The sequence below is a fragment of the Paralimibaculum aggregatum genome, assembly GCF_030270585.1.
GTDB lineage: Bacteria > Pseudomonadota > Alphaproteobacteria > Rhodobacterales > Rhodobacteraceae > Thermohalobaculum > Thermohalobaculum aggregatum.
This window is the reverse complement of sequence record NZ_BSYI01000009.1, coordinates 12,798-36,394: the sequence shown is the minus strand read 5'-3', so window position 1 is coordinate 36,394 and position 23,597 is coordinate 12,798. Positions and strand designations below refer to the sequence as shown.

Annotated in this window: 15 protein-coding genes; 9 read left to right on the top strand and 6 right to left on the bottom strand. The window is 72.7% G+C overall.

Annotated features, from left to right (window positions below):
- Positions 1-9: 9 nt before the first annotated feature.
- The 7 genes from serS (at position 10) to QSJ97_RS07195 (ending at position 10,136) form a co-directional block, all read left to right on the top strand.
- The gene (gene serS, locus QSJ97_RS07225) at positions 10-1,302 is read left to right on the top strand and encodes a serine--tRNA ligase (RefSeq protein ID WP_285671014.1); all 1,293 of its coding nucleotides are present in this window, start codon (positions 10-12) and stop codon (positions 1,300-1,302) included.
- 3,129 nt (positions 1,303-4,431) lie between these two features.
- Positions 4,432-4,965 carry a GNAT family N-acetyltransferase gene (locus QSJ97_RS07220; protein ID WP_285671013.1) on the top strand — a complete coding sequence of 178 codons (534 nt, stop codon included), beginning with the start codon at positions 4,432-4,434 and terminating at the stop codon, positions 4,963-4,965.
- 430 nt (positions 4,966-5,395) lie between these two features.
- The gene (gene surE, locus QSJ97_RS07215; RefSeq protein ID WP_285671012.1) at positions 5,396-6,169 is read left to right on the top strand and encodes a 5'/3'-nucleotidase SurE; all 774 of its coding nucleotides are present in this window, start codon (positions 5,396-5,398) and stop codon (positions 6,167-6,169) included.
- 398 nt (positions 6,170-6,567) lie between these two features.
- On the top strand, positions 6,568-6,894 hold the full coding sequence (locus QSJ97_RS07210; protein ID WP_285671011.1) for a transposase: 327 nt from the start codon (positions 6,568-6,570) through the stop codon (positions 6,892-6,894).
- A gap of 181 nt (positions 6,895-7,075) precedes the next feature.
- Complete coding sequence (locus QSJ97_RS07205) at positions 7,076-8,032, top strand: IS481 family transposase (RefSeq protein ID WP_285671010.1); 957 nt, start codon at positions 7,076-7,078, stop codon at positions 8,030-8,032.
- A gap of 134 nt (positions 8,033-8,166) precedes the next feature.
- A complete protein-coding gene (locus QSJ97_RS07200) occupies positions 8,167-8,823 on the top strand; it encodes a protein-L-isoaspartate(D-aspartate) O-methyltransferase (protein WP_285671008.1) in 657 nt (218 codons plus the stop codon).
- 74 nt (positions 8,824-8,897) lie between these two features.
- The gene (locus QSJ97_RS07195) at positions 8,898-10,136 is read left to right on the top strand and encodes a LysM peptidoglycan-binding domain-containing M23 family metallopeptidase (RefSeq protein WP_285671007.1); all 1,239 of its coding nucleotides are present in this window, start codon (positions 8,898-8,900) and stop codon (positions 10,134-10,136) included.
- 1,977 nt (positions 10,137-12,113) lie between these two features.
- On the opposite strand, the gene QSJ97_RS07190 is transcribed toward QSJ97_RS07195, so the two are convergent.
- The 5 genes from QSJ97_RS07190 to QSJ97_RS07170 form a co-directional block, all read right to left on the bottom strand.
- Positions 12,114-12,980 (bottom strand): ATP-binding protein, encoded by an 867-nt coding sequence (locus tag QSJ97_RS07190; RefSeq protein WP_285671127.1) that lies wholly within the window; start codon positions 12,978-12,980, stop codon positions 12,114-12,116.
- Between the two features lie 41 nt (positions 12,981-13,021).
- Positions 13,022-13,837, bottom strand: a complete 816-nt coding sequence (gene tatC / locus QSJ97_RS07185; protein ID WP_285671006.1) for a twin-arginine translocase subunit TatC — start codon at positions 13,835-13,837, stop codon at positions 13,022-13,024.
- A complete protein-coding gene (gene tatB / locus QSJ97_RS07180) occupies positions 13,830-14,330 on the bottom strand; it encodes a Sec-independent protein translocase protein TatB (RefSeq protein WP_285671005.1) in 501 nt (166 codons plus the stop codon). The genes tatC and tatB overlap by 8 nt, the downstream gene beginning before the upstream one ends.
- A 22-nt stretch (positions 14,331-14,352) precedes the next feature.
- The gene (gene tatA, locus QSJ97_RS07175) at positions 14,353-14,601 is read right to left on the bottom strand and encodes a twin-arginine translocase TatA/TatE family subunit (RefSeq protein ID WP_285671004.1); all 249 of its coding nucleotides are present in this window, start codon (positions 14,599-14,601) and stop codon (positions 14,353-14,355) included.
- Positions 14,602-14,738: 137 nt separating this feature from the next.
- The gene (locus QSJ97_RS07170) at positions 14,739-15,887 is read right to left on the bottom strand and encodes an ABC transporter ATP-binding protein (RefSeq protein ID WP_285671003.1); all 1,149 of its coding nucleotides are present in this window, start codon (positions 15,885-15,887) and stop codon (positions 14,739-14,741) included.
- A 342-nt stretch (positions 15,888-16,229) separates the two neighbouring features.
- On the opposite strand from QSJ97_RS07170, the gene QSJ97_RS07165 reads away from it, so the two are divergent.
- Complete coding sequence (locus tag QSJ97_RS07165) at positions 16,230-17,321, top strand: efflux RND transporter periplasmic adaptor subunit (RefSeq protein WP_285671002.1); 1,092 nt, start codon at positions 16,230-16,232, stop codon at positions 17,319-17,321.
- Between the two features lie 3 nt (positions 17,322-17,324).
- Positions 17,325-20,444, top strand: a complete 3,120-nt coding sequence (locus QSJ97_RS07160) for an efflux RND transporter permease subunit (protein ID WP_285671001.1) — start codon at positions 17,325-17,327, stop codon at positions 20,442-20,444.
- A gap of 48 nt (positions 20,445-20,492) precedes the next feature.
- On the opposite strand, the gene QSJ97_RS07155 is transcribed toward QSJ97_RS07160, so the two are convergent.
- Complete coding sequence (locus QSJ97_RS07155; protein ID WP_285671000.1) at positions 20,493-23,597, bottom strand: hypothetical protein; 3,105 nt, start codon at positions 23,595-23,597, stop codon at positions 20,493-20,495.

The following is a 23,597-nucleotide window of genomic DNA, read 5'->3' as shown; positions in this document are numbered from 1 at the left end:
GACACGGCCGTGCACGATATCCGACTGATCCGTGAGAACCCCACCGGCTTCGACGCGATGCTCGCGCGGCGCGGGCTCTCCGGCGTCTCGTCGGAGATCCTGGCGCTGGACGAGACCCGGCGCGCCAGGATCACCGCGGCCGAGGCGATGCTGGCCGAGCGCAACGCCGCCAGCAAGGAGATCGGCCTCGTCAGGAAGACCGGCAACCAGGAGGAATTCGAGGCCCTGCGCGCCCGCGTCGCCGAGATGAAGGACGAGACCGCCCGGCTCGAGGCCGAGGCCAAGGCCGCCGACGAGGCGCTGACCGACCTCCTGATGGGCCTGCCCAACCTGCCGCTCGAGAGCGTGCCGGACGGCGCCGACGAGACCGGCAATGTCGAGCTCCGCCGCTGGGGCACGCCGCGCGAGATGGACTTCGCGGCGAAGGAACATTTCGAGATCCCCGCCGTCGCCGCCGGGCTCGATCTCGGCCGCGCCGCGAAGCTCTCGGGCAGCCGCTTCATGATGCTGAGCGGCAGCCTCGTGCGGCTGCACCGGGCGCTGGCGCAGTTCATGCTCGACACCCATATCAACGAGAACGGGCTGACCGAGGTCTGGACCCCGGTGCTGGTGCGCGGCGACGCGCTGGTGGGCACCGGGCAGCTGCCGAAATTCGCCGAGGACCTCTACCGCACCGAGGGCGGGCACTGGCTGATCCCGACCGCCGAGGTGACGCTGACCAACCTCGTCGCCGGCGAGATCGTCGAGGCCGCCAGCCTGCCGCGGCGCTACACCGCCTGGACCCAGTGCTTCCGCTCCGAGGCCGGCTCGGCGGGCAAGGACGTCACCGGGATCCTGCGCCAGCACCAGTTCGAGAAGGTCGAGATGGTCTCGATCACCGCGCCGGAGGACAGCGATGCCGAGCATGAACGCATGACGCGCTGCGCCGAGGACATCCTCGAGCGGCTCGGCCTGCCCTACCGCACCGTGGTGCTGTGCACCGGCGATCTTGGCTTCGGCGCCCGGCGCACGCATGACGTCGAGGTCTGGCTGCCGGGCCAGGGCACCTATCGCGAGATCAGTTCCTGCTCGACCTGCGGCGATTTCCAGGCGCGGCGGATGAATGCCCGCTTTCGCCGCGAGGGCGAGAAGCGCCCGGAGTTCCTGCACACGCTGAACGGCTCCGGGCTGGCCGTCGGCCGCGCCCTGATCGCGGTGGTCGAGAACGGCCAGCAGGCCGACGGCTCGGTGCAGCTGCCGGAGGTGCTGGCGCCCTATATGGGCGGCGCGCGGCGGATCCTGCCCGACGGCGCGCTGGCCTAGCGCACGCCGGGCCGCGCGAGCCGGACCGGGGTTCCCGGGCCGGCCCGGCCCCGATCCACCATGCCTGCCGGCAGCCGAGGCCGGCGGGCATGTCACAGGGCCGCTCCGCCGATCCCCGCAACCGTGACCCGGCCGCCGCAGAGGCCGAGGCCGGCGGGCATGTCGCGAGGCTGTTCCGCCGATCCCCGCGACCGTGTCCCGGCCGCCGCAGCGGACGAAGCCGGCGAGCATGCCACAAGGCCGCTCCGCCGATCCCCGCAACCGTGTCCCCGAAGCCGCGTCCCGGCCGCAGCAGGGGCCGGCGCCAGGCACCGCCAGGCGGCCGAACGCTGCGGTGTCGGTGCCCCATTGCCGGGCGCCGGCCGGCGCGCGGGGAGCCCCCCCCGGCCCGGTGCTCCCGGCGGCGACCGCCACTGGGGACGCATTAGAGCGCCGGATGACCCGGTCCGCACGCTGCCCGAAAGGGGCCCCGACCTCACCTCCCAGGCATGGCGCGCGGCGCCCGCCGGGCGCGGCCCTGTCTTCCGCAGCGGCATGCTGCGGCGCGTCCCCCGCCGCCACCGCATCACGCGGAGAAGCGAGCCGCGCATGCATGCGCACAGGACCGCCCCGATGCCCCGAAGAAGCGCCGGGACCGGTCCGAGGGCCAGATCGACATGGATCCTGCCCGCCCGGTCGTTCCCGGCGAGCCCCGGGCGCAGACCGACATGGCCCGCAGCCACGAACGCCGCCAACGCGGCGAACGCCTGCAGACGGGCATCCCCCATGGCCCCCGGAAGACCGCGACCTTCACCGCCGCACCCACAAGGCGCAGGACGCGCGCGCCGGTCGTGCCCAGCGTCCCGATCGGCCGCGCGGCCCTCCTGGCCTGCATGGCGCCCGCACTCATGCCCGGGCAGCGTGCCGGCAGCCTTGTCCGCATCCACAGGTCCCCGGCGACGAGGGCCGGCAAACAAGGGCGCCGATCGAAGCCGCCGGCGCAGGGCTCCCCCTCCGCCCGCGCTGCCGTCCGGCATCCAGCCCGATCGCGCCGCCGAGGGCCTCCGGCCGCCCATCGGACGGATCGCCCCAACCCGATGCGCAAACCGCTCCAGCGCCTGCGTCTGCGATCCGGGCCGACGGAGCCACGCTTCAAATGCCGCGGCGTTGTCCGCCCTCGCCGGATGACATATCCTCCCTCCGCGCATTTGCCCGAGGGGACCATTCCATGCAGCCGCCAGCCTGCGTCCCGGCCACGCCCGGCCCGCCGCTCGCGACCATGCCCGGCCCGGCATCCACGGCCCCGCCCGGTCCGGCAACAACGCTGACCCATCCAGGCACCGGCGCCAGCCTCGCCCACCCCGGCAGCGCCGCACCACTGCACGGCGGCATCGAGCGCGCGGCCCCTCGCGGCAGGCACATCCCCCGTCTCGACCATGCCTCCGCCCGGCGCCGACCGATCTGCACCGCCCCGGCCGTCCCCCACCGCCTTGGCACCATGCCGGTCCCGGACGGCCCAACCTGCCCCCATCGCCCCGGCACCGGACCTATCCCGGACGTCCCGGCCGGCCTGCTCCGCCCCGGCGCCACGCCGATCCCGGACAGCCCAACCTGCCTCCACCGCCCGGGCGCCATGCCGATTCCGGACGCCCCGGCCTGCCCCCGCACCACGCCGGTCCCGGACAGTGGCAGCACCGAGACCAGCCAGCCAGCCGCGCACCTTGCCATCGACGATCCCGCATCACCGCCAGCACGGGGCGCAGGACCGGGCACGACCGGCCACATCACACGGGCAACGCACACCGGCACCGGGGACACCGAGGCACAGGCCCGCCGCTTCGTGCCGGGGGACCGGGACCGCACCAGGGCCGGCCATAGCGCACGGATAGCGAGCAATGGCGCCGGGAACGGCGCGTCTGAATCCCACCCCTTCGCGCCAAGGGGCCGGGATCGAACCGGAGCCGGCCAAACCGCACGGGCAACCCGCACCGGCGCCGGGAACAACGCGGCAGAAGCCCGTCCCATCGCACCGAGGGACCCGGACGGGACCGGGGGCGACCCCATCGCACGGGCAATGCGCACCGGCACCGGGAACAGGGCGGCGGAGGCCCGGCCCTTCACGCCGGGGGACGGGGATCGGGCCGGGGCCGGCCACGCCGCACGGGCTACGCGCACGGGAAACCGAGGCAGCGCTGCGGAAGCCCGGCTCTTCGCGCCGAACGACCGGGATCGAGCCAGGGGCAGCGACGGGCCGGACCTCGACCCCGCCCGAGCGATGCGCTTCGATCGGGCCGGTCCGGTAACCGGCGCTGCCGTCACATGTGAGGCGCCCGACCCGCGCCCGGGCCAGCGGCTGGCACTGCCAATGGCCCCGTTCGACGAGCCCAAGCGGCTTGCGCTCGGCAGCCCTGCGCCGGCAATCCTCCCGCTCGAGGCGAGCCGAGGCACCACTGGCCGCTCTGGCGCCGAGGCCGGCGCGGTACAGACCGTCGCAATGAAGGCACTTTCCCCGATCCCGGGCGGGCGGCAGGCGCTGCCGACGGAGCCGTCCAATGGGCTCGGAGGTATCGCGCCCGCCTGCACCGCGCCGGCTATCGGGCCGCTCGAGGCGAGCCGGGGTGCCGCCGGCCGTACCGGCACCAGAGCCGGCGCGGTGCGGACCGTCGCAAGGCGGGCGATTGCCCCGGCCCCTGGCCAGCGGCGGGCACTGCCGGCGGACGCGCCCGATGGGCTCGGGCGGATTGCACCCGGCAGCACCGCGCCGGCTATCCTCTCGATCAAGGCGAGCCGAGGTTCCGCTGGCCACACTGGCACCGGAGCCGGCGCGGTGCGGACCGTCGCAAGGCCGGCGCCTGCCACGGTCCCTGGCCGACCGCAGGCGCTGCCGACGGGCCCATCCGGCGGGCACGGACGGCTTGCCCCCGGCAGCGCCGCGCCAGCGACCGGCCTGCTCGGGTCGGGTCGGGGGGGCATCGTCGATGGTGCGGCCGAAGCCGAAGAGACCGCTGAGATGCAGGCGCCGCTGTCCGCGCTGCGCCGGGCCGCGCTGCGTCGGGGACCGATGCCGGCGCTGCCGGCGCATGGCGCGGCGGCGGGCGGGTGCGTCCGCCCGGCTGCGGCCCGAGCCGGCGGCGGGCGCGGGTGACGGCGATGGCAAGTGAGCCTCCGGAACCGCGGATCGTCACCGCGCGCGACGGCACGCGGCTGCGGCTGCGACCGATCCGGCCGGCGGACTGGCAGGGGGTCCGGCAGGGCTTCGAGAGCTGGAGCGCCGAGCAGAAGCGCCAGCGCATGCTGGGCGCCATCGAGCACCTCTCCGACACCGCGGCGCAGCGCTTCGCCACGCTGCGCGACCCGGCGCACGAGATCTGCCTGGTGCTCGCCGCGGAGGACGACGACAGCGACCTGCTCGGCGGCGCGCGGCTGGTCGGCGCCCCGGGGCGCGACGACGGCGAGTTCGCGGTCAGCATCCGCGGCGATGCCCAGGGCCGCGGGCTCGGCCGGCTGGCGCTCGAGGCGGTGCTGGCGGAGGGGCCGGCCCGCGGCATTACCCGCGCCTGGGGCCTGATCGGCCGGCGCAACGAGGGCATGCTGGCGCTGGCCCGGCGCCTCGGCTTCGCGCTCCGCGCCTTCCCCGACGACATGGCGCTGCTGCTCGCCGAGAAGGACCTGGGCCCGGGCTGAGACGCGGGGCGGCTGCGGTCGCTGCGGGCGCCGTCCGGACGCATGGCCCCGCGCCCGGCCAGACCCGCCGGGAGGGCGGACGGGAGAGGCAGGACGGCGGGAGCACGGAGAAGGCCACGCCCCCGGCCCGGCCGGCACCGCCCCGGATGGGCCCGCGCCGCCGGGCGGGGGCGCCGCGCCCGCCGTCCCGCCCGCGGCGGCGTCATGCCCGCGGCGCCGGGCATCCGTCTCGCCGGTGGCAGCCGGGGCCGGTTGCCACCGGCGCACCCGGTGGCAGCGCGCCGCGGGCGGGACGGCGGCCGGGGCGCGCGGCCCGACGCGGCGCATGGCCGGGCTCTCCTGCTGCCCGCCGTGCCGGGCCCCGGCCGGGAGGCTGGACCGCGCCGCCCTGCCCCCCTACAACCCCCGGTGCAACGCGAGCGGGGGAGCCATGCGCATACTCATCACCAATGACGACGGGATCACGGCGCCGGGGCTGGCGGTGGCCGAGGCCATCGCCGCCGAGATCGGCGGCCCCGGGGCGGAAATCTGGGTCGTGGCGCCCGACAACGAGCGCTCCGGCGTCAGCCACGCGATCTCCTATGTTCACCCGGTGCGGGTCACGCGGCACGGCGAGCGGCGATTCTCGGTGGACGGCTTCCCGGCCGACTGCGCGCTGGTCGGCATCCGCAAGCTGATGGCCGAGGCGCCGCCGGACCTCGTGCTCTCCGGCGTCAACCGGGGCCACAACGTCGCCGAGGACGTGATCTATTCCGGCACCGTGGGCGGCGCCATGGAGGCGGCGCTGGCCGGCCCGCGGGCGATCGCGCTCAGCCAGTTCTACTCGAGCCGGCCGGGCGCCCCCACCGACATCTGGGCGGCCTCGACGGCGCTCGGCGCGGCGGCGGTGCGCAAGGTGCTGGCGATGCCGAGCCGGCGCGGCGTGTTCTACAACGTCAACTTCCCGGCCGCAGCGCCGGAGGCCGTCAAGGGCTTCGCGGTCTGCCCCCAGGGGGTGCGCGCCGGCTCGACCTTCGACGTGCTGCCTTACACCGCGCCGAACGGGCGGGAGTTCAACTTCTACCGCCACATGACCGCGAACGACACCGCCGAGGCCGGGACCGACGCGCGCAAGCTGATCGAGGGCTGGGTGACGATCACCCCGCTGATGCCGCAGCTCACCGCGGCGGATCTCATGGAAGAGGCGCGCGCCGCGCTCGGCTGACCGGCGCGGCGATCCCCGGCGCGCCGCAATGCGCCAGGGCTCCCGCGCCCGGAGCCGGGCGAGGCCGCATGACGGGCCGGACCGGTCCCCGGCGCCGGCGCCCGGAGCCTGCCCGCGCCGCAGCCGCGGTACTGCCGGACGCGCGCCGGCGGCCCTCCCCCCGTCGGTTCCTGCCGGAGCCGATTCCTCCCCGATGCCGGTTCCTCCCCGCCGCCGGTCCCCGCGGCAGCCGGCAGAGCGTCGAATTGCCCCACCGCCGATGCGCCACGCCGGGAGAACCCGGCGCACCACCCAGGTTCCGTACCCACAAAGGGGGATTCGCGAACCGGGTATGTCATGAGCCATTGCCACCAAGATCGCGGAGGCATCCATGGCGCGTTTGATCTTGCGGATATCGAATGGGGCTGATCCGGCCGCTTCTCCCCGACAGGCCGCGCGGTGTGCCGCGGGTGGACGACCGGCGGGTGCCGAATGGGATATTCTGGGTGCTCGGGACCGGTTCGCCGTGGCGCGATCTGCCCGAGCGCCATGGCCTCTGCACGACGGTCCGCAACCGCTTTGACCGCTGGGCCAGGGCCGGGATCTGGGCGCAGGCGTTTGACACCCATGCGGAAACATCCCCCGACAGCATGCAGTTCATCGACAGTTCCATCATTCGCGCGCATCGGCAGGCCGCGGCTCGAGAAGGCGATGTTATATTTTCCGTACCGGGGCGGGGAGGATAGGCCGTGAAGCCATTTCGATTCAAAGCACGAGAGCATGATGATACTGCGTCTGCCTTTCCCCTCGATCTGTCAGGCGATGTAGTGGCGTTACGCGCCTGCGAAGTTTGTGGACATGGTTTCATCGTCCATCTCCGAGGCTTGTCGCTAGGATCATTGCTTTCGGCCTTGATGGGAGGATGCGATGACACCGGCAGCGCGGTTGATCCGGGTGCAGACCTGCGAGCGGACGGGGAATGCGGGGCTCACCTGCCGACGCTGCGGTGTTTCCCGGCCAACACTGCGAAAGTGGTGGCGTCGTTGCCAGGTGGAGGGGGTGGCCGGGCTCGTCGACCGAAGCCGGCGCCCTTTGAGTTCTCCCGGACGGCGGGTGCTTGCGCCCCTGGAGCAGCGCATCATCAAGCTGCGCAAGGGGCGCAAGCTCGGGATCAGACGGCTGCGGATCGAGCTTCAGCGGCTTTACGGCGTCCGGCTCGCGGTCGACACGATCCACAAGGTGCTTTGCCGACACGGCCTGAACAGGCTGAAGCGCCGGCGCCTCGTCCGAAAGCGATGGAAGCGGTATGCACGGCCGATCCCGGGCGACCGCGTGCAGATGGACGTCTGCAAGATCGAACCGCGCCTGTACCAGTACACCGCGACAGACGATTGCCCGCGATATCAGGTGGCTGGCCTCTTCCCGAACAAGTCCGCCACGTCGACCCCCGCTTTTCTCGACCAGGTCGTCGAGGAGATGCCGGTGTCGATCCGGCGCATCCAGACCGACCGCGGGCAGGAGTTCTTCGCCTGCAAGGTCCAGGACAGGCTCCGGAAGTGGTCGATCAAGTTCCGTCCGATCCGGCCGCGCTCACCGCATCTCAACGGCAAGGTCGGGAGGGTGCAACGGACGGCACTCGAGGAGTTCCGGCCAGCCGTCGATCTCGACGACCCGGACCTCGGGGTGAAGCTCGCGGAATGGCAGCACTTCCACAACTGGGAACGTCCGCACGACAGCCTCGGCGGCGGCGTTCCAATCGACCGCCTGTGCGACCGCATCCATCAGGCACCGCTCGGCGAGGAAATCGCCGATGCCTACGACCCGGACCGCGAACTCATCCTGCCGCGCGACGACTGCTCGACACGTCCGAACCGCCCAGACTGAAACCATGTACGCAGATCACACAAACCCCGTGCGAACATTCCTCCCTGCCGCCGGCCGGTGCTGACAGGGGCGCCGCCGATGGGATAGTGTCGGGCGGACGGCGTGCCTTCGCGCGCCGAACGGGGGAGCGGAACATGGGCGGCGGCGAGGCGCGGGCCGAGGAGCTGATGCAGCTGATCTTCTCGCTGCGTCAGGCGGGAGTGACCGACAAGCGCGTGCTCGACGCGATCGAGAAGACGCCGCGCGAGGTCTATGTCGAACCGGCCTTCCGCGAGCGTGCCTATGCCAACACGCCGCTGCCGATCCGCTGCGGCCAGACCATCTCGCAGCCCACCATCGTCGGGCTGATGACGCAGTCGCTGCAGGTGACGCCGCGCTGCAAGGTGCTCGAGGTCGGCGCCGGCTCGGGCTACCAGGCGGCGGTGCTGGCGCGGCTGGCGCGGCGGGTCTACGCGATCGAGCGGCACCGCCCGCTGGCGCTGCTGGCGCGCGAGCGGCTGGAGCGCCAGGGCCATGCCAATGTCACGATCCGCGCCGGCGACGGCACGCTGGGATGGCCCGAGCAGGCGCCCTTCGACCGCATCCTCGTCACCGCCGCGGCCGACGACACCCCCCGCCTGTTGTTGGAACAGCTGCGCATCGGTGGCATAATGGTGTTGCCGGTCGGGCAGTCCGACGAGGTGCAGCAGCTGATCAAGATCGAGAAGAGCGAGGCCGGCCTGACCTATCACGAGCTCGGGGAGGTGCTGTTCGTCCCCCTGATCGAGGGCATGGCCGAGGACGCCGAATGATGAGCCGCCGCCCCCGTCCGGCCGGCGGAACCGGCCAAGGCAAGGCCCAAGGCGAGGCAAGGCAGATGAGCAGAATGCGAAATTGGCTGAGAAGCGGCGGCGCGGCGGGGCTCGTGCTGCTGCTGGCCGCCTGTCCCGACCGCCAGGCGGCGGACCGTGCGGCGCTGGAGATCCGCGGTAGCGACCCCTCGGGGCGGCCGGCGGCGGATGCCAGCGGCATCGTGCGCTATGACGGCTACCAGGCGGCGGAGGCCCGCGCCGGCGAGACGGTGGCGGATCTCGCCGGCCGGCTCGGGCTCTCGGCGGCCGAGCTCGGTGCCTATAACGGGCTCGCGCCGACGCAGCGGCTGAGCGCCGGCGACGAGCTGGTGCTGCCGCCGCGCCCGGGGGGCTATTCCGCGGCGCCCGTGGCGGTGCCGGTGCCGGCGGCCGACCCCTATGCGCCGGCGGCGCCGGTCTCAGCGCCGGAGCCGCTGATCGAGACGCAGCCGCTGATCGAGACGCAGCCGCTGACCGGCGCGCCGGCGGCGGCAACGGCCGCGGTGGCGGCGGCGGGCGATCCGGCGGCAGAGGCGCTGGCCGCCGCCCCCGGCGCCGTGCCCGGCGACCCGCTGGCCGCCACCGCGGCGCCGCAGGCCAGCCCGCTGCCGAGCGAGAGCGGCTGGAGCCCGGAGCTCGCGCTGCAGGCCATCGAGCGCTCCGGCGGGGCGCCGGAGACCACGCCGCCGGGCAATCGCGAGGAGATCGCCGCGCCGCCGAGCGCCGATGCGCCGCTGCCGGCGAACCCGACCCCGGTCGAGGATCTCGCGAGCCCGCAGCTCAGCCAGTACCAGTCGACCCGGCCGTCGGAGACCGTGATCGCCCGCGCGCCGGAGCCGGAGGCCGCCGCGCCCGCCCCCGCCCCGGCGCCGGAACCCGCCCCGGCCGCCGCGCCCGCCGGGCCGGCGGCGCTGCAGCGCCCGGTGCAGGGCCCGGTGGCGCTCGGCTTCCGCGAGGGCTCGGGCAACATCCGCAACGAGGGCGTGGATTTCGACGCCCCGGCCGGCGCCGCCGTGGTGGCGGCGGAGGCCGGCGAGGTGCTGCTGGTCAGCCAGGCGCTCGGCGGGCTCGGGACCATCGTGCTGATCCGCCACCCGGACGGGCTGCTCACCTCCTATGGCCGCATCACCGACGTGCCGCTGCGCAAGGGCGACCAGGTGAGCCGTGGCCAGCAGATCGGCGTGGTCGCCCAGCCCGACCGGGGGGTGCCGCCGCGCATGCATTTCGAGGTCCGGCGCGGCGCCAACGCCGTGAACCCGCTCGACTACATGTGACGGCGTGCGGCGCCTTCCGGACGATCCGCCCGGGGTGAAGCACCGGGCGCGGCGCACCCGGCGCGGCGCATCGGATGATCCGTCCTGGGCAATGCACCGGGCGTGACACACCCGGCGCGGCGCATCGGGGAGAAAGGGTGCGGGCCTGCCGGAGACCCCACCCACCCCTGCCACCGTCGTGCCCGGCCGCGCCGCCCCGCCCCCCTTCGGCCTCCGGCAGGCCCGCGCGGCTGCGCCGCGGAAAGACCCGGCCGGCGCGCGTCCCGCCCCGCGCGTCGCTGCCGGCACCGGGACGCGCCCGGGTGTCGCCCCGTCGCCGCTCCCGATGCGTCACCCTCTCCCTCGCCGAGCCACGGATCGCCCCGGCGCCGCGCTTGGTGGGCCCCCTCTCCCGCGCCAAGCCGCGCATCGCCCCGGCGCCGACCGCGGCGAGGGCGATGCCCGGGGGCCGGCCCGCGATGGCGGCAGACAGGGGCGCATATGGAGACCGGGATCGCGGCGCACCGCATCCGAGCCCGCCGCCGCGACAAGCATCGCCCGGAGGCGGGTTCCTCGACCAACCCTCCTGCCGATGTGCGGCCGCCGCCCCGCCAGCCCCCCGCCAAGACGCCAAGCCGGGCAACCTCTGCCAGCACGGCGGCGCGTGCAGCAATGCCCCGGCCGCCTGCCCGCCGGAACGGCCGACCGCGGCGAGGGCAGTGCCCGGGGGGCGGTCCACGATGGCGGCAAACCGAGGCGCCTATGGTGATCGGGATCGCGGCGCGCCGCATCAGAGCGCAGCCCTACAACCAGCATCGCCGGGAGGCGGCCCACGCGATCAGCCTTCCTGCCGATGCGCGGCCGCGGTCCGGCCAGCCCCCCGCCGGGACGCCAAGCCTGGCAACCTCTGCCAACACGGCAGCGCGTGCGGCAACGCGCCGGCCGCCTGCCTGCCAAAACGGCCAACCGCGGCAAGGGCTATGACCGGGGGCCGGCCCGCGATGGCGGCAGACCGGGGCGCCAATGGTGATCGGGATCGCGGCGCACCGCATCCGAGCCCGCCGCCGCGACGAGCATCGCCCGGAGGCGGGTTCCTCGACCAACCCTCCTGCCGATGTACGGCCGCGGCCCCGCCAGCCCTCCGCCAAGACGCCAAGCCGGGCAACCTCTGCCAGCACGGCGGCGCGTGCAGCAACGCCCCGCCCGCCTGCCGGAACGGCCGACCGCGGCGAGGGCTATGTCCGGCGGCCGGCCCGCGACGGCGGCAGACCGAGGCGCCAATGGTGGTCGGGATCGCGGCGCGCCGCACCCGAGCCCGCCGCCGCGACCAGCATCGCCGGGAGGCGGCCCACGCGACCGGCCTTCCTGCCGATGCGCGGCCGCCGCCCCGCCAGCCCTCCGCCAAGACGCCAAGCCCGGCGACCTCGGCCAGCGCGGCGGCGCGTGCAGCAGCGCCCCGCCCGCCTGCCCGCCGGAACGGCCGACCGCGGCGAGGGCGATGCCCGGGGGCCGGCCCGCGACGGCGGCAGACCGGGGCACATATGGAGACCGGGATTGCGGCGCGCCGCATCCGAGCCCGCCGCCGCGACGAGCTTCGCCGGGAGGCGGCCCACGCGACCGGCCTTCCTGCCGAAGCGCTGCCGCGGTCCGGCCAGCGTCACTGTCGGGACGCCGGGCCCGGCGGCTTCTGCCAGCGCGGCGGCGCGTGCAGCAACGGCCCGCCCGCCCGCCAAAAGGGCCGGCCGCCGCGCGGCATGGCCGCCCCTCCTGCGCCGGGCGTCCGGGCCAAGGCCGCGCCCCCGGCGAGCGGGACACCCGGTCATCCCAGCGGCCCCCCCCCGGCTCCGGCCAGCCAACGCGACAGCCGCCGGACAGGCAGACGCCAGGGTCGGGGGCAAGGCCTCCCGCAGGCTGGGGGGCCGCGGAACCGGGCAGCCGGGTGCGGCGATGGCCGGGTGGGTGGGGCCTGCGGGAGGCCTTGCCCCCGGCCCCGCGTGCTCAGCCCCGCGGGGCGAGATGCACGCCGCGGCGTCCGGCGAGGTCCTGCACGAACTGCCAGGCGACGCGGCCGGACATCGCGCCGCGGGTCTGACGCCACTCCACCGCCTCGGCGCGCAGCGTCTCCTCGTCGATCGCGATGCCATAGGCCGCGGCATAGCCCCGGATCATCGCGAGATACTCGGCCTGGTCGCAGGGGTGGAAGCCGAGCCAGAGGCCGAAGCGGTCGGACAGCGACACCTTCTCCTCGGTCGCCTCGGAGGGGTTGATCGCGGTCGAGCGCTCGTTCTCGATCATGTCCCGCGGCATCAGGTGACGCCGGTTCGAGGTGGCGTAGAACAGCACGTTCTCCGGCCGCCCGGCGACGCCGCCGTCGAGCACTGCCTTCAGCGACTTGTAGTGCTGGTCCTCGCGGTCGAAGGAGAGATCGTCGCAGAACACCAGGAAGCGCCGGTCCTCGCCGCGCAGCAGGTCGAGCAGGCGGTGGATGGTGGGGATGTCCTCGCGGTGGATCTCGATCAGCACGAGGCGCCCGTCGCGGTTGGCCTCGGCATGGGCGGCCTTGACCAGCGACGACTTGCCCATGCCGCGCGCGCCCCAGAGCAGCACGTTGTTGGCCGGCAGCCCCTCGGCGAAGCGGCGGGTGTTGTCGAGCAGCGTGTCGCGCGCCCGGTCGACGCCGACCAGCAGCCCGATCTCGACCCGGTTGACCTTGGGCACCGGGATCAGCCGGTCCGGCTCGGTGGACCAGAGGAAGGCCTGCGCCGCGCCGAAATCCGGCGCCGAGGCCGGCGGCGGGCTCATCCGCTCCAGCGCCGCGGCGATGCGCTCGAGCGCCAGCGCCTGCCGGGCATCGGCGTCGTCCATCGCCCCGGCGCTGCGGGCGGCGTGATCGGTTCCGTCGGCGCTCACGGCTGCTCCTCCGCGTCCTCTTCCTCTTCCTCGGCCTCGCGGGCGGCGCGCTTCCGCTCGGCCAGGCCGACGAGGTGGATCGAGATCTCGTAGAGCAGATAGACCGCCGCGCCGAGCCCGAGCTGCGAGATCACGTCGGGCGGGGTCAGCACCGCGGCGACCGCGGCGATGCCCACCACGGCGTATTTCCGGCCCTTGGCCAGCCCCGCCGAGGAGACGATCCCGACCCGGCCCATCAGCGTCAGCAGCACCGGCAGCTGGAAGCAGATGCCGAAGGCGAGGATGAAGGTCATCGCCAGCGAGAGATACTCGTTGACCTTGCCGAGGAACTCGATCCGGGTCGCCCCGTCCTCGCCGCCGCCGGGCACCTGGAAGTTCAGGAAGAAGTCGATCGCCAGCGGCATGATCGCGAAATAGACGAAGCTGCCGCCGAGGATGAACAGCGCCGGCGTCGCGATCAGGAACGGCAGGAAGGCCTGCTGCTCGTTGCTGTAGAGCCCGGGCGCGACGAATTTCCAGAGCTGGTTGGCGATGATCGGGAAGGCGAGGCAGAAGCCGCCGAACATCGCCAGCTTGAGATAGGTGAAGAAGGCCTCGTGCAGCGCGGTGAAGATCAGCTGCGGCTCCTGCCCGCGCGCCTCGAGCGCGTTGACCAGCGGCAGGGTGAGGATGGTGTAGATCTCCTCGGCGAAGATCCAGCACACCACGAAGCCCACGCCGAGCCCGATCAGCGACCACATCAGCCGCTGCCGGAGCTCGATCAGATGCTCGATCAGCGGCGCCGAGCTGTCCTCGATATGCTTGTCAGTCATGTGTGCCAGACTTGGCGGGATCGGCCGCGGCCGATGCGGAGGGAGCGGGCGCAGACGGGGCTGCTGCCGGGGCCGGGGCCGGGGCTGCTGCCGGGGCCGGGGCCGGGGCCGCTGCCGGGGCCGCAGGGGCCGGCGCGGCGGCGCCCTCGCCCGCGACCGCGGCCGGTTTCGGCGCGGCGCCCTCCGCCGGCTGCTCCGCCGGCTTGCCGGCGCCGCCGGTCATGAACGACTGGCTGCGCTTTGCTTGCTCCTTGAAGTCGAGCTTCGCCATGCCCTCGACCTCGCTCTTCATATTCTTGAGCTTGTTGAACTCCTCGAGATCCGCCTCGCGGGCGGCATCCTCCATGGAGCGCTGGAACTCGCGGGCCATCGAGCGCGCCTTGCCGGCATAGCGCCCGACCGAGCGCAGCAGCCCCGGCAGCTCCTTCGGCCCAACGACCAGGAGCGCCAGCGCGCCGATCACCAAGAGTTCCTGCCAGCCGATATCGAGCATGCGACGGCCCCCGACCGCGCGCTCAGGCGCTGTCGCGCTTGGCGTCGGACTGCGCCTCGCCGGCCTTCGGCGTCACGTCGATGGTGTCGTCGGCGCCGCGCTCGACCTTCTTGGTGGCCTTGCCGTCGTCGTCCGGGTCCTCCGCCATGCCCTTCTTGAAGGATTTGATGCCCTTCGCCACGTCGCCCATCAGCGCCGAGATCTTGCCGCTGCCGAAGAGCAGGACGAGAAGCAGGACGACGATGAGAATTTGCCAGATGCTGAGGCCCATGGGTGTCTCCTTCGAGCGCGCGAGGGTTCCGCGCAATTTCCCTACACATATTGAATGCCAGGGCCGCGCGAAAGCCCCCGCGGGCGCCAATTCGGGGCAATCTTTCGGCCCGGCGCCCGCGACCTTTCGCGCCTGCGCTACTCGGCCGCCCAGGGCGTCTCGACCACGCGCTGGTTGACGCAGGGAAACAGGAAGCAGCGGTCGCGCCGCAGCGAGAGCCAGACCGGGGTGCCCGGCTCCGGCAGCCAGGCATAGGGCACGGTGACCTTCAGCACCGAGCCGTCATGGTCCATGGTGACCTCGATCAGCGACTGCGCCCCGGTGAAGCGGGCGCGCAGCACGCGGCCATGCGCCGGCATCCCGTCGGCGGGCGTCACCAGCGGCCGGGTGCCGCCCTCCCCCGCATCCTCGACGATCTTGATGTGCTGCGGCCGCGCGATGATCTCGACATCCGCCTGGTCGCGCATCTTCGGGGTGAGGAAGAGGCCGAAGGGCGTGTCGGTCTGGCGGTCCCGGACCACGCCGTGGATGATGTTGAGATCAGAGAAGAAGGCCGCCGCCTTGCGGTCCACCGGGTAGTTGTAGACGTGGTAGGGCGCGCCGACCTGCACGATCCGGCCCTCGCGCATCAGCGCGATGCGGTCGGCCATGCGCATCGCCTCGTCGGGCTCGTGCGTGACCATCAGCACCGCGGTGCCCTCGCGCTTGAGGATCGAGAGCGTCTCCTCGCGCACCTCGTCGCGCAGCCGCGTGTCGAGCCCGGAGAACGGCTCGTCCATCAGCATCACCCGCGGCCGCGGCGCCAGCGCGCGGGCCAACGCCACCCGCTGCTGCTCGCCGCCGGAGAGCTGGTGCGGGTATTTCTCGCCATAGCCCTTCAGCCCGACGCGCAGGAGATAGTCCGCCACCACCGCCTGGCGGTCGCGCGCCCGGCGCCCGCGCAGGCCGAAGGCGACGTTCTCGGCCACCGTGAGATGCGGGAACAGCGCATAGTCCTGGAACATCAGCCCGACGCTCCGGCCCTCGGGCGGAGCGTGGCCGCGGTCGTCGGAGACCGGTTGGCCGTCGATCAGCACGCGGCCGGCATCCTGGCGCTCGACCCCGGCGGCGATGCGCAGCGAGGTCGACTTGCCGCAGCCCGAGGGGCCGAGCAGGCAGACCACCTCCCCCGCCTCGACGGTGAGGCTGACTTCGCGCACGGCGGCGGTGCCGTCGAACGCCCGCGACACCGCCTCGAGCGCGAGGCGGGGGGCTGTGTCGTTGGCGGCGGCCTGGGCGGCGGACATGCGCTTACCTGAGCTTATCTCTAAGTTACCCCTGAGCTAGCAATTCGGAGGGTGCGTGACAAGCCGGACAGGTTCCCTGACCTGGATCAAGGCACCTAGCGGCACCATCGCCCGGCCGCCGCGGCCCCGCCCGGGCGCCTTTCCGAGCGACATTCCGGGCGCCTTCCCGGGCACCCCGCGGGGGCAGCCGCGGAAATTCACGGCCCCGTGCAAAAATACTGCGCCGCAACCCGACGGAGACGCCTCGCCGCAACGTGTGTTATGACCTCGGCCAGCGGGATGCTAGCTTGACACTCAATCGCCGCCGGGTGCGGCGCGTCCGCGTGGAGGGGTCTTCGAGCCATGCTGAGGCAGTTATTGATTTCCGGGCTGCTCGTCATCGGGGCGATCTGGCTCTGGGTCGAGCGCGACATGGTGCTGACCCGCCTCGATCTGGCTGCCGCGGAGCCGCCGGCCGCGGCGCGCCGCGCCCCCGAGGGGGTGCCGGTGATCGTCGCGCCGGTGCGCCTCGCGCGCGATGATCTCGAGGTCGAGGTGGTCGGCTCCGGCCGCGCCGAGCGCTCGGTGACGCTGAAGGCCGAGGCCGCGGGCAAGATCATCGAGATGGCGCTGGAGCCCGGCCGCCGCTTTGCCGCGGGCGACGTGCTGCTGCGCCTCGACGACAGCGAGGAGCGGCTCGCCAGGGCGCTGGCCGAGGCCCGGCTGGCCGAGGCGAAGCGGGTGCGCCAGCGCTATACCCGGCTGCAGAGCAGCGGCGCCGCCGCCGATGCCCGGCTCGACGAGGTTGCGACCGCCGCCGAGGTCGCCGAGATCGAGCTGGCCCGCGCCGAGGAGGCGCTCTCCGACCGGCTGCTGCGCGCGCCCTTCGACGGCGTCTCCGGCCTGCCCGAGGTCGAGGTCGGCGACCGCATCACCACCGACATCGCGATCGCCAGCTTCGACGACCGCAGCACCGTGCTGGTCGAGTTCCCGCTGCCCGAGGCGCTGCAGGCCCGGGTCAGCGCCGGCATGCCGGTAACCGCGCGCACCCCGGCCCATCCGAAGCGCGCCTTCGAAGGCCATGTGGTGGCCATCGACAGCCGGGTCGACGTGACCACCCGCACCACCACGCTGCGCGTCGCGATCCCCAACGAGGCCGACCTGCTGCGCCCCGGCGCCTCGTTCTCGATCGGGATGTCGCTGCCCGGCGAGACCTATCCGCTGGTGCCGGAGCTGGCGGTGCAGTTCTCCAGCGGCTCGCTGCATGTCTGGCGGGTCTCCGGCGACCGGGTGGAGCGGGTCGAGATCGACCTCGTGCGCCGCCGCGCCGGCGAGGTGCTGGTCGAGGGCGCGCTGGCCGAGGGCGACCGGGTGGTGATCGAGGGCACCCAGCGCCTCGCCCCCGGCAAGACGGTGCGGGTGATCGGGCCCGATGCCGCCGGCGCGGGGAGCTGAGCCATGGATGCACGTGAAGGCGGCACCGGGCTGCCGGGGCTGAGCGTCCGCCGGCCCTTCCTCGCGGCGGTGATGAACATCCTGATCATCGTCGCCGGCGTCGCCGCGCTGTTCGGCGTCGAGGTGCGCGAGCTGCCCAATGTCGACCGGCCGATCGTCTCGGTCAGGGCCAACTATTCCGGCGCCTCGCCGACCACGGTGGATTCCGAGGTGACCTCCGAGGTCGAGGCCGCGGTGGCGCGGGTCAACGGCGTGGTCTCGGTGCAGTCCTCCTCCGAGGAGGGCAATTTCCGGCTGCGCGTCGAGTTCCGCCCGGACCAGGACCTCGCTACCGCGGCCAACGACGTGCGCGAGGCGGTGAGCCGCGTGGTGCCGCGCCTGCCGGACGGCGTCGAGGATCTCTTCGTCGTCAAGTCGGAGCAGGACGCCCGGCCGATCATCTCGATCGCGGTCTGGAGCGCGCGCGCCGCCATCGACGCGCTGACCCGGCAGGTCGAGGACGAGGTGATCCCCGAGCTGATCGCGGTGGACGGGGTCTCCGAGGTCTCCGTCTTCGGCGACCGCGAGCGGGTGCTGCGGGTGGCGGTGCGGCCCGAGCGGCTCTCGGCCTTCGGGCTCTCGATCGGCGATGTCGCCGAGGTGCTCGAGGCGGCGCAGTTCGACGTCCCGGTCGGCAGCTTCGCGGCCGACCAGCTCGAGGTGCTGGTGCGGGCGGATGCCACCGTCACCGAGCCCGACGCCATCGAGCGGCTGATCGTGCGCGACCCGGTGCGCCTCGGCGATGTCGCCGATGTCTATTTCGCGCCGGCCACCGCAGAGAGCGTCTCGCGGCTCGACGGGCGGCTGGTGCTCAATCTCGGCATCGTGCGGCAGGCCAAGTCCAACACCGTGGAGATCTCCGCCGCGGTGGCGCGCAAGATCGAGACCCTGCGCACGCGGTTCCCGGACCTGCGCTTCCAGACGGTCTCCGACGAGGCGGTGTTCATCCGCAGCGCGGTGTCCGAGGTGCTGGTCTCGCTGGCGCTGGCGCTGGCCATCGTCGTGGCGGTGATCTGGGCCTTCCTCGGCCGCTTCTCGGCGACGATGATCCCGGCGGTGGCGATCCCGGTGGCGCTCACCGGCTCGCTGGCGGCGATCTGGCTGCTCGGCTTCTCGGTCAACCTGATCACCCTGCTGGCGCTGGTGCTGGCCACCGGCCTCGTGGTCGACGACACCATCGTGGTGCTGGAGAACATCCAGCGCCGGCGCAGCGAGGGGCTGGGGCCGAAGGCGGCGGCGGTGATCGGCACGCGCGAGGTGTTCTTCGCGGTGATCGCCACCACGGTCACGCTGGTCGCGGTGTTCATCCCGATCTCGTTCCTGCCGAGCACCGCGGGGCGGCTGTTCACCGAGTTCGGCTATGTGCTGGCGGTGACGGTGGCGCTGTCCTCCTTCGTGGCGCTGACGCTGTGCCCGATGATGGCGGCGCGGATCCCCGACCTGGCCGGCCGCGGGCCGGGGCGGATCGCCCGCGGGCTCGGCGCGCTCTATGCCTTCGCGCTGCGCCCGGCGCTGGCGATGCCGCTGGTCACGCTGGTGGCGGCGGGGCTGCTGGCGGCGGCGGCGGGCTCGGTCTATGGCGAGCTCGGCGAGGAGCTGGTGCCCTCGGAGGACCGCGGCCGGGTCACCGTGCGGCTGCAGGGGCCGGACGGCACCGGGCTCGACTATACTGATCGGCAGGTGGTGGCGGTGGAGGAGCTGTTCCGCCCCTGGGTCGAGGCCGGCATCGCCGAAGGGCTCTACTCGATCACCGGGCGCTACGATCTCAACCGCGGCGAGGTCGGCGCGCGGCTGGTGCCCTGGGAGGAGCGGAGCCTCTCGCAGCAGGCGATCGAGGCCGAGCTGCGGCCGATGCTGCGCGACCTCGCCGGCGCCCAGGCGCGGGTGATCGGCGGCAACAGCCTCGGGCTCAGCTCCAACGATGGCGGGCTGGAGATCGCCCTGCTTGGCCCGAGCTATCCCCGGATCGCCGAGGTGACCGACGATTTCGCCGCGCGGATGGCGCAGATCCCGGGCCTCTCGGAGATCCGCGTGCAGTATCAGGCGACGCAGCCGCAGCTCTCGATCGCCATAGACCGGCGCCGCGCCGCCGATCTCAACGTGCCGATGACCGAGCTCTCGGCGACCCTGCGCGCGCTGATCGACGAGGACGAGATCGCCGAGCTCACGGTCGAGGACCAGGCGGTGCCGATCGTGCTGCAATCGGCGGCCGGGGCGGTGCGCGACCCCTCGGACCTGCTCAACCTCTATGTCCGCTCCGAGGCCGGCAGGCTGGTGCCGCTGACCCAGCTCATCACCTTCTCCGAGGAGGGGGTGGCCGCCGAGCTCGACCGCCATGCCCAGCGCCGCGCCATCGAGATCGACGCCGCGGTGGCGCCGGACCTCGCGCTCTCCGGCGCGGTCGAGGCGGTGCGCGCGCTGGCCCGCGAGGCGCTGCCCGACGATGTCTCGCTGCTGCTGCTCGGCGAGGCGGCGACGCTGGAGGAGACCTCGGCCGAGGTCGCCGCCACCTACATCATCGCCATCGCCGTGGTGTTCCTCGTGCTGGTGGCGCAGTTCGAGAGCATCACCAGCGCCCTCGTGGTGATCCTCACCGTGCCCTTCGCGGTCTGCGCCGCGATCTACGCGCTCTGGCTCACCGGCACCTCGGTCAACATCTACAGCCAGATCGGCGCGCTGATGCTGATCGGCATCGTCGCCAAGAACGGCATCCTGCTGGTCGAGTTCGCCGACCAGCTGCGCGACCGCGGGCTCGACGTGCGCCGGGCGGCGGCGGAGGCGGCGCGGGCGCGGCTGCGCCCGATCGTGATGACGCTGGCCTCCACGGTGCTGGCCGGGCTGCCGCTGATCATCGGCAGCGGCGCCGGCGCCGAGGCGCGCGCCGCGATCGGCTGGGTGGTGTTCGGCGGGCTCGGGCTGGCGGCGCTGTTCACGCTGTTCCTGGCGCCGGCCTGCTATGCCCTGATCGCGCCCCTGTCGCGCCCGCGCGCGGCGGCCGGGGCCGAGCTCGACCGGGAGCTGCTGGCGGCCAGTTCGCGGCCGCCGGCCGGTATCTCAGGGGGGATGTCGCAGCCGGCGGAGTGAGCCCCGCCGGCTGCCGGCCCCGGCTCGCCGCCGGGGCCGGGCCGGGCCTCAGGCGTCGACCGTGGCGGCGTTGGTGTTGAGCCGGCAGAGCGCGACATAGGTCTTGGCGATGTCCACCATGTCCTCATGCGGCAGGCCGCTGACCTGCACCGGGCGATAGGCCTCGAACTGCTGGCTGATCTGGTTCAGCAGCTCGATCGTCCGCCCGGCCTTGCGCGCGGCCTCCCGCTCGGTCTCCTGCTCGGCGGCGAGCTTGCACCCGCGCACCTGCTCGCGGGTCGGCTTCGCGCCTTCCTCGAGCGTGTCCATCACCTCCTTGACCTTGGTCTTGTAGAGCGCGTCCTTCCAGTCGTTCTTCCAGATCGTGTAGGACTTCTTGCCCTCCCAGAGCTTGTCGAGATCGGCCAGCAGCCGGTCGATCGCCGGGGTCTTGGCCGCGACCGGGCTGAGCGCCGGCACCGCCGTCGTCAGCGCCGCCGCCTTGATCTCGAACCAGGAGATCGGGGTCAGCATCGGCTTGCCCGGCGCCCAGTTCTTCGCCTGCTTCTCGACATGCATCACCACCGGGTCGTCGCTGAGCTCGTTCTCGAGGAAGGAGACGAGCCGCTTGCAGACATCGGTGTCGCTGGCCAGCATCGCCGGCGAGATGCCGCAGCGCTTGATCGCGTCCTTGGCCGCGGCGTCGCCCTCCATCACCGCGCCATAGGCGATGCAGCACTTGGCCAGGGTGGAGTTCATCCGCAGCGCCTTGCGCGCCGCCTTGCGGTTGCCCGGGTTCTCCCGCGCCTTCTTGTAGGCCTTCCAGCCGAAGGTGATCTCGGCCTGCTTGTGCATCTTGTGGCAGTAGTCGTGGAAGGCGGCGGAAATCGAGGCCACCGCCGAGGCCACCGTGGCCGCCCCGGTCGGATCGAAGCAGCGGCCGATCTCGGAGCCGCACTTGAAGGCGTCGAGCACCATCTTCACGCTGTTGTAGGCCAGCGTGATGCGGGCGTTCTTCATGGTCTTCTCGATCGCCGGGCCATAGGCGCTGCTGGCGCGGAAGGCGAGCTCCATGCTCTCGCACCACTTGTTGTGCGCCTGCACCGCCTGGCTGAGGCAGTAGATGTCGTAGAGCACCTTCTGCGCCGCCACCACCGCGCCGCCGCCGGGCACGAAGGCGGCGACGATGCCCGCCGCGCTGCCCGAGAGCCCGTTGATCAGCTCGGCCTTGGCGCGCAGCTCCGCGGTCTTGGCGATGGCGCGGTCGACCGCGGCGAGCGAGCGCTCGACCTCGTCCGGCGGCTTGCCGGCGAGCTCGGTATCCGGCACCGCGTCCTTGTAGAGATCCTCGTAGCCGACCATCGTGGTCTCGAACTCGTCGAACATCGCCTTGACGGCCTCGGGATCGCCGAACTCCTTCTCGATCGCCTCCTCGGCATCCTTCTGGGTCTTCTCGGCGAGCTGCTTGGCGAGCTTCTCCTGGAACTCCGCCGCGGCCTCGTTGTCGGGCTTGGTGCTGAGCGAGTCGACCGCATCGGCGAGGCTCTGGGCCATGGTGTCGATCTTGGACTGGCTGGTCTCGGTCAGCGCCGCGGTGAGCTGGTCGCGCTTGAGCTCCGTGGTCTCGCTGCCCTCGATCTCCATGGTGAGCTTCTCCTCGAAGCTCGCGGAGTAGTACTCCTCCTTGGTCACGTTGCGCTTCGAGGCGTCGGAGATCGCGCCGGCGACGCCCATCATCGTGCCCTCGAGCACGCCGCCGCCCAGCAGGATCGCCGCCTTCTTGTAGTTGCCCTCGTCCAGCGCCTTCATGATCGCCGGGCCCTTGCCCAGCGCCTTGATGCTGGCGGTGGCGACGCTCGCGACGATCTCGAGATTGCCCTGCTTGCCCTTGTCGGTGGTGGCATAGTCGGTGGCGACCGCCTTGATCGCCTGGCCCACCGCATCGGCAAATCGGTTGACGCAGTCCTCGATCAGCTTGATCCGCTTCTGCTCGTCCTTCTCGATCGCGACCGCGATCAGCGCCGGGCCGAGCCGGACCGCGGCGATGCCGCCGGTGATGCCCGCCTTGATCGCCGCGGAGGTGGCCAGCGCCGATTTCGCCGAACCGTCGCCGACGCTGTCATGGCCGACATGCGCCCGGGTGATCGGGTCCACCGCCGAGGCGGCGATCGAGCCGAGCACCGAGAGCGACTTGTCGACCAGGGCGTTCCAGCGGCCCTGCTTCTCCTTGTCCTCGGTCGCCTTGACGCCTTCCTTGGCGATCTCGAGCACGCCGGTGAGGCTGGCCGCGCCGATATCGGCAGCCTTCTGGATGTTCTGCATCCGCGACTGCTCGGCCTTGAGATTGGCGGTGACCTTGTCGTGCTCCTTGACCTGCTCCGGCGTCATGCCCGAGGTATCGGTGGAGGACTGCTCGTTCAGCTCCTGGTTGATCTGCGCCATGTCGCCGGCCTGGTGGATCGTCACCGCGCTGGAGCCGATGGTGCCGAGCAGCGAGGCCGTGTCGGCGGCGATCTCGAGGCCGCGCAGCAGCCCCTCCTTGCCGGTCGACTTCTTGGAGAACTCGTTGATCTTCGACTGGTAGATCTCCGCCGCGCCCTTGAAGGCGATGGCATGGTCGGAGAACTTGTCCGGCACCATGTTCTCGGGGATCAGCCCGTCGCGCACCAGCGGCGTCCAGAGCTCGCGGCGGATCTCGTCGTCGGTGAACAGCCGCTCGCCGTCCTCGTCGATCTCCCGCGCCATCTGCTTCGAGATCTCGAGGATCTTGGCGAAGCTGTCGGCCAGCGCGTCCAGCGTCTCCTCCGGCACCTCGTTGATCCGCACCAGGTCGTTCACCGTGTCGACCTCGATGTCCTCGGTGGTCTCGTAGCCCGCAAAGCCGAGATCGGAATCCTCGGCGCGCCACTTGATCTCGGTGATCTTGCCGCCCTTCTTGCCCATCTTGGCCCAGAGCGCGTTGAGGAAATCGCTGCTCGAGCGCTGCTCGACGGAGAATTGCTGCGCCGCGTCGATCTGCCCGCGGGCATCCTCGAGCCGGGTGTCGATCAGCTCGTTGAGCACCGACAGCTTCTGCTCGAGCTTGCGCTCGGCCTTGTCCATCGACACCACGGTGATCTTCTTCTTGGCAGCCTTCTCGATCCAGTCGATCTCGAATTCGGTCAGTTCAGCCAT